Annotated in this window: 7 protein-coding genes and 1 rRNA gene; 4 read left to right on the plus strand and 4 right to left on the minus strand. The window is 36.7% G+C overall.

What is annotated here, in order from left to right; all coding sequences use genetic code 11:
* Positions 1-38 precede the first annotated feature (38 nt).
* Both msrB and ASG01_RS11080 read left to right on the plus strand, forming a co-directional pair.
* A complete protein-coding gene (msrB, locus tag ASG01_RS11075; protein WP_238584545.1) occupies positions 39-506 on the plus strand; it encodes a peptide-methionine (R)-S-oxide reductase MsrB in 468 nt (155 codons plus the stop codon).
* Positions 507-614: 108 nt separating this feature from the next.
* Positions 615-1,184, plus strand: a complete 570-nt coding sequence (locus tag ASG01_RS11080) for a fasciclin domain-containing protein (RefSeq protein ID WP_082498353.1) — start codon at positions 615-617, stop codon at positions 1,182-1,184.
* A 79-nt stretch (positions 1,185-1,263) separates the two neighbouring features.
* Here the strand turns inward: ASG01_RS11080 and ASG01_RS11085 are convergent, their stop codons facing one another.
* The 3 genes from ASG01_RS11085 to ASG01_RS11095 form a co-directional block, all read right to left on the minus strand.
* Entirely contained in the window at positions 1,264-1,869 is a 606-nt protein-coding gene (locus tag ASG01_RS11085) for a hypothetical protein (protein ID WP_055863568.1), read from the minus strand.
* A 143-nt stretch (positions 1,870-2,012) separates the two neighbouring features.
* Positions 2,013-3,095 (minus strand): PorV/PorQ family protein, encoded by a 1,083-nt coding sequence (locus tag ASG01_RS11090; RefSeq protein ID WP_055863570.1) that lies wholly within the window; start codon positions 3,093-3,095, stop codon positions 2,013-2,015.
* A 14-nt stretch (positions 3,096-3,109) separates the two neighbouring features.
* Entirely contained in the window at positions 3,110-3,988 is an 879-nt protein-coding gene (locus tag ASG01_RS11095) for a DMT family transporter (protein WP_055863572.1), read from the minus strand.
* A 339-nt stretch (positions 3,989-4,327) separates the two neighbouring features.
* Between ASG01_RS11095 and ASG01_RS11100 the strand changes: the two genes are divergently transcribed.
* Positions 4,328-5,956 (plus strand): acyl-CoA carboxylase subunit beta, encoded by a 1,629-nt coding sequence (locus ASG01_RS11100; protein WP_055863573.1) that lies wholly within the window; start codon positions 4,328-4,330, stop codon positions 5,954-5,956.
* A 14-nt stretch (positions 5,957-5,970) separates the two neighbouring features.
* A complete protein-coding gene (locus ASG01_RS11105) occupies positions 5,971-6,684 on the plus strand; it encodes a hypothetical protein (RefSeq protein ID WP_131725366.1) in 714 nt (237 codons plus the stop codon).
* A 382-nt stretch (positions 6,685-7,066) separates the two neighbouring features.
* Here ASG01_RS11105 and rrf read toward each other — a convergent pair.
* Positions 7,067-7,151 (minus strand): 5S ribosomal RNA (gene rrf / locus ASG01_RS11110); the annotation flags it as partial.

A 7,151-nucleotide genomic window follows, 5' to 3' on the forward strand; every position in this document is an offset into this window, starting at 1 on the left:
AAGTTTTTGCCGCATTTACAGTATTCATCAGTTTGAATATGTGCGCACAGACAGGTAATTTTAAAACAAAGAATCCGTACTACTCGCGTACAAATACCACGCCACTAAAGGTTTCAAATTCAGAATGGAAAAAAATTCTAAAACCGGAACTGTACCGCGTTGCACGTGAGGCAGATACAGAAACTGCTTTCACAGGAAAATATTACGAATACGATGTGAAAGGTACTTACTACTGTGCAGTTTGCGGCAATTCTCTGTTCAATTCAACGTCAAAGTTTGCAACGACTTGCGGCTGGCCTTCATTTTATGAGCCTTTGAGAAAAAACAGTGTAATATACAAGCGCGATACTTCTTATAATATGGACCGTACAGAAGTTCTCTGCGGAAGGTGCGATTCTCACCTCGGGCACATTTTCGATGACGGCCCAAAACCTACAGGAAAGAGATTTTGTATGAATTCTATAAGTTTAGATTTCGTCCCTTTTAAGTCAACAGCAAAAAAATAGTGAGCTGATTTTCAATGTTATGATTTTTTTAACACTTATTTAAAATCTAAAAAGAAAATCCCTTCGTAAATGCTCATAACAAACAACAATTAATAATAAACAAACAAAATGAACACAAGATCAAAAATCGCAGTATTTGGAATGGCAGTAATGACATTCGCATTGAGCGGAACAGTGAGCGCACAAAATATGAAGGAGAAAACAGTAATGGTAGGCGGCGCACCAATGTATCCTTCTAAAAATATTATTGAAAATGCTGTAAACTCTAAAGACCACAAGACTTTAGTAGCAGCAGTAAAAGCAGCAGGTTTGGTAGAAACATTGTCAGGTCCAGGACCGTTCACTGTATTTGCACCAACTGATGCAGCATTCGCAAAATTGCCAAAAGGCACAGTTGAAAGCTTAGTAAAGCCGGAAAACAAAGAAATGTTGACAAAAATCTTAACTTACCATGTACTTGCAGGTAAATATAGCGCAAAAGATGTAATGGCAGCTGTGAAAAAAGGAGGAGGAAAAGCAATGATGAAGACAGTAGAAGGTGAGCAATTAACTTTCTGGACAAAAGGAAAAGATGTATACATTACTGATGCAAAAGGAAACAAAGCGAGAGTGACGATTCCTGATGTAAACCAGTCTAATGGCGTAATACACGTAATAGACACTGTTCTATTACCATAGTTTTAGTTTTTTATGGTTTATTTTAGAAAGCCTCGTCTGATATCAGACGAGGCTTTCGTTTTATAAAATTTGATAAAATTTATTTGGCTGTAAAAATTTCTTTTGTGAAATCCCCGTTCCCTACGGGCATATCTATTACAATATTACCATTCTCAAAATAACCAATCACTGTTTCGCCGTTTTTCAATTTTACTTTAAATACATCATTTTTTGATGTCACCTGAAAAGTTGCAAAAGGTACAGATCCGGAATTGTCTGAAAGTATAAAAACTTTATCGCTGATGTTTATTCTTTGTAGATTTCTTCCTTGATTTAAATAGATCTGAGATTTATTGTCGCTGTTATCACCCGAAGAATTAACTGTTGGTGAAGTCTCCGTTGAAACATTAGCCTTATTTTGAGATACCGCTTTCGGATTAGAAATTGGCAAACGCAGTAAAGCCTGTTTTAAAGCATCCTGATAACCGCCACGTAAATCTTTAATTTTTGATGAAGCTTTTTCAGAAAAGATGATATTATTTTTACAGTCTTTCAATTCAAGAATAATTCTACTGCTCAAAAGTGAGCTGTTATCAATTATATCTGCCGTCAATACATCGCACGGAGTATTGAATACAATGGCAGACTGAAGCCTTTGACTCGCATCAATCACTGCGTATTTTTTCTGTACCAAAGCTTTCTGCAAAGCTTTATCTCCAAAAATTAAATCTTTAAATTTGGTAAACTTTTCAGGAACTAAAATATATTGATAATCGCTGGCCTTTTGAGCAGAAAATGCTGCTGCAAAAAAATTGCAGAAACTAAAAAAATCTTTTTCATAAATTTAAATTAATCGTTTCTAAATTCTCCCATATCCAGTTTGAGAGAAAAGAAATTTGAGAAGAAATTTGATCCACCTATTCCGGAATTGCTGATAGCATAATCTAAAGTCAATCCACGGTATCGGATTCCTATACCCGCACTCGGCTGGAAAGAAACTTTTCTGCTCAGATCTTCAATATCAGTAATCGACTGAAATCTATTGACACCGACACGTACGAAAATCATCTTCTGATAACCCAATTCAGCACCTGCATAAGGCGTGATACTGGCGACTTCTGTGGAAAGAAGCGCGGCAGTTTTAGCAAAATCAATATTCAAACCGACTTCCGGAAGAAGATAAAGACTGCTGTTAAACTCAAAAATTCTGCTTGCACCGACATTTAATTTTGGCAAAGAAAGCTCTAATTTGTCTTTTGGTGCAGGGTTAAATTCCTCACCGTTTACTACAGTTGTTAATTCTTTTTGATTGATATTCCAAAAATTAACCGTAGTAGTGGCATCTCGGAGCATTCCGCCGAACTTCCATCCGCTGTCTGTTTTATAGATCGCGCCGATATCAAATCCAAAACCGTAGCCACTCGCAAATTTTCCGACATTTCTGTAAACCAATTTCGCATTTACACCCACGTCAAGATTTTGATTTCCGCCAGGTCTGAAAGCATACGAAAGCAAAGCTGCATAATCTGACTGCGAAAATTTTGTGATTTTGTCGTAATCGATATTACCTTCGGTATCGATAAGCTGAGTTGTATTTAAAATGTTATCAACACCCAAACGCACTACAGAAATTCCAAAAACTCCGTTCTCAAGAACTTTAGCGTACGCAAGATAATCGTATTTAGCAATCGATTCAAAATATTCGGCATGCATTGCTGCACCTTGCCAGTCGCGTTGAACTCCCATTAAACCTGCAGGATTCCACATTGGAGAATACACATCATCCTGATTGGAAATTACAGCTCCACCCATTGCAAGACCTCTTGCGCCAGCTCCGATATTGAGAAATTCGTTGGAATATTTTCTAATAATCTGCGCTTCCGACACACCAAAAACGAGCGGGAGAAGCACCAAAAGATATTTTTTCATCATAAGAATGAGGGATCTTAAATAAGTTTTTTTTGTTTTCTGGCTTTTATCAGTCCGTTTGCGACGATGGCCATGATCATTACAAACGAAGCGATATAAAATACAGCGCTCATTTTCTCTGATTCTTCAAAGATAAAAAAAGCTAATATAATACCGTAAACAGGTTCTAAATTTACTGTTAAAATTAATGTGAAAGGAGAAATATACTGCATAAGTTTCACAGATTCCAGCATTGGAAAGGCTGTGAAAAGACTTGCCAGTAAGGCTATTAACGCCAGATCTCTGTAATTTATTTCATTGATATGAAAAATTTGTCCAGAAAGAGAATAAATAATCAGGAGAAAAGCCCATCCGGAAAAGATTTCATAGAAAATAATATTTCCGGAACTTGTTTTTCCAAACATTTTTCCGTTGAAAACCCCGAATATTGTTCCGAAAACAGCGGTGAGAATTCCGAAAAAGATCCCTTCTTTGTAATGGAACTCGGTTTTAAAAATCACAAGAATACACGCGACGATGACGATTCCCATGATGACTTCCGATACATCGATTTTCCGTTTAAAAATAATCGGTTCAAGAATCGATGCAAAAAGTGTAGAAAGTGAAAGGCAACTTAATGCAATAGAAACGTTTGAAACTTTAATGGAATAAAAAAAGCAGAACCAATGTAAAGCCATCGCAAAACCAATTCCCGAAAGCTGAAGGAAAAGTTTTCTAGAAATCTTCAGACTTTCTTTACGGAAAACGCGTACATAAATAAACAGAAAAAACGCTGCGAAAAGCATTCTGTAGAAAACAAGATTCTGCGCATTTGCCTGAATAAGTTTACCGAGAATGGCGGTAAATCCCCACAAAAAGACAATAAGATGCAATCTGAAAAGCGCAAGTTTCTGCATTTGTACCACGTAATTTTTGAAAGCACAAACTTACGAAAATAGCATCAACAAAAGATTTGCTAAATAACATATTATCAAACAAAAACCCTGAAAATCTATGCAACTTTCAGGGCCTTCAAATAATAAACTATTAAAAAAATAAACTAGGAACTTAGAGCAATACCTGCATTGCTGCGATTTTTACTCTATTGTAAATTTAGGAAAAATATTAAAAAAAGAAAATAACTGAGTGTTAAAAATTTCATAAAATACTATTAATCTTTATTTTAAATAAATTGACTGCAGTTTTCTGTTTTTTGGTAAAAACAGTATCTTTAAAGCATATTAAAAAATAATTTCATGGATATTGAATTTAATAAAAGAGAAGATCAAAATAAGCTCAGACTTTCTGAAATCAACCGTTTGCTGACTGAAATAAAAAAAGGCGGCGGTGAAAAAAGGCTTCAGAAACTTCGTGATGAAGGCAAAATGACGGCGCGCGAGCGGATTGATTATCTTTTAGATAAAGATTCAGACTCTATAGAAATCGGTGCTTTTGCCGGTTTTGATATGTATGAAGAACACGGCGGATGTCCTGGCGGTGGCGTAGTTGTGGTGATGGGATATGTTTCTGGGAGACAGTGTCTGGTTGTGGCAAACGATGCTTCTGTAAAAGCTGGCGCGTGGTTTCCGATCACCGGAAAGAAAAATCTTCGTGCACAGGAAATTGCGATGGAAAACCGTTTGCCGATAATTTATCTTGTTGATTCTGCAGGAGTTTATCTTCCGATGCAGGACGAAATTTTCCCTGATAAAGAACATTTCGGAAGAATTTTTAGAAATAATGCCAAAATGAGTGCAGCGGGAATTGTACAGATTTCTGCCGTGATGGGAAGCTGTGTTGCCGGTGGTGCTTATCTGCCTATAATGAGCGATGAGGCGATGATTGTTGATAAAACAGGTTCGATTTTCCTTGCTGGAAGTTATTTGGTAAAAGCCGCGATCGGTGAAAGTATTGATAACGAAACTTTGGGTGGTGCGACAACTCATTGCTCCATTTCCGGTGTTACAGATTACAAAGCAAAGGATGATAAAGATGCGCTTAACCGTATTAAAAATATTATGAAATCTATCGGCAGTTATGAAAAAGCCGGTTTCGACAGAATTGAGAGTTTTCCACCAAAGGAAAAAATTGATAATATATTTGGCGTGATGCCGGTTTCGAGAGCAGATCAGTATGATACTTTAGAAATTATTAAATGTCTGGTTGATAATTCTGAGTTTGAAGAATATAAATCAGATTACGGCAAAACGATTATTTGTGCTACAGCACGTGTCGACGGCTGGTCTGTCGGAATTGTAGCGAATCAACGAAAACTGGTAAAAAGCGGTAAAGGGGAAATGCAGTTTGGCGGTGTGATCTATTCTGATTCTGCCGACAAAGCAACACGATTTATAGCAAACTGTAATCAAAGAAAAATACCGTTGATTTTCCTTCAGGATGTAACCGGTTTTATGGTTGGATCAAAATCTGAACAGGGTGGAATTATTAAAGACGGTGCGAAAATGGTAAATGCTGTTGCAAATTCGGTCGTGCCAAAATTTACAATCATTACTGGAAACTCTTACGGTGCCGGAAATTACGCAATGTGCGGTAAAGCTTATGATCCAAGATTGATTGTGGCGTGGCCCTGGGCAGATTTAGCTGTAATGGGCGGTTCGCAGGCAGCTAAAGTTTTAGCACAAATTCAGGAATCTACGCTCAAAAAGAGTGGTAAAGAGATCACTGAAGAAGAACATCAGGAAATTTTAGATACAATTTCGCAGCGTTATAAAAAACAGACTGAAGCAACATATGCTGCTGCAAGGCTGTGGACAGACGCGATAATCAACCCTATTGATACCAGAAAATGGATTTCGATGGGAATTGAAGCGGCAGATCATTCACCAATTACGGAAAAATTTAATCTGGGCGTTATTCAGGTTTGATAAAAAACACCATCATGAAAAAGAATTTACTATTCATTCTCTCGATATTATCGGGTTCACTATGTTTTGCGCAGTGCACTATTTTAGGAAATGATATGGTCAGACAAGGTTCAAGGGCAAGTTTTTCTGTTTCTGCAACTGCGCAGTGTGATGACTGTTACACGTGGAAAACCACTGGGTTTCAGATAATGGATAACAAAATGAGCAATACACTTTCCGTTTTGGCAACCGAAGCTGGCTCTGCGAAAATATCAGTTACGATTTTGACAGCGACAGGAACCAAAGAATGTGAAAAAACGGTAAGCGTGGAATCAGTAAAAGGCGATTCTGTTGCAATTGCTAAAGATTCTCTGAGTGCGATTCCCTGTAAGATCCCCATCAAAGATTTTCTTGATGTAAAAGTCGGAACAAATATGATTTCTTTTTTTCCTGACGTAAACAGTTCAGACTACGATTATAAATGGACGATCGTGTATAATACTGGAGAAATAAAAATGTCGGATGAGAAAATTCCGCAGTTTCCTTTTTCTGAAATGATGTTTCCGGCGACGGTAAGATTACAGTCTTTTTCACGTTATCCTATCTGTTCGCAGATTTTAAATAAAACCTATCCTCAAGAATACTGGATTCCAAAAAAGCCTGTTATCATTGAGCAGCGAAGATACGAGCAGGGAAATTTCGATAAAACAAATCCGTCAGTTCCCGCAAAAAATAATGCCAAAAAATAAGTAAATTTTAAATTCATAATGAATGGGAAACGGCGGCCGTTTCCCATTTTTTTGTTAAAAATTGAAACCATACACTTATTGTAATCGTATAAAAACATTTTAATTACGAAAAAGAATTATTTATGCTTTAAAATTTTAGGCAAGAATAATCTTATAAAAAAATAGGTATAACATTTACAACATCTAAAAATTATACATTTTATCTGTTCGTCTGATCGTATATTATTAGTTGATTGAAAACATTTTTCCATTAGCTAATTGATAAATCACTTCATTGCTGTTATATCAATTAAAACCGCTATTACCTATTTCTAATTTCCGTACTACATGTCACAAAAAAACTCCTTCATTTTTTGATGAAGGAGTTTTTGGAATAAAAAAAGACTGGCGGCGACCTACTCTCCCGCTTTCGCAGTACCATTGGCGCTGGTGGGCTTAACTTCTGTGTTCGGAATGGGAACAGGTGA

The organism is Chryseobacterium sp. Leaf180, from assembly GCF_001424585.1.
GTDB lineage: Bacteria > Bacteroidota > Bacteroidia > Flavobacteriales > Weeksellaceae > Chryseobacterium.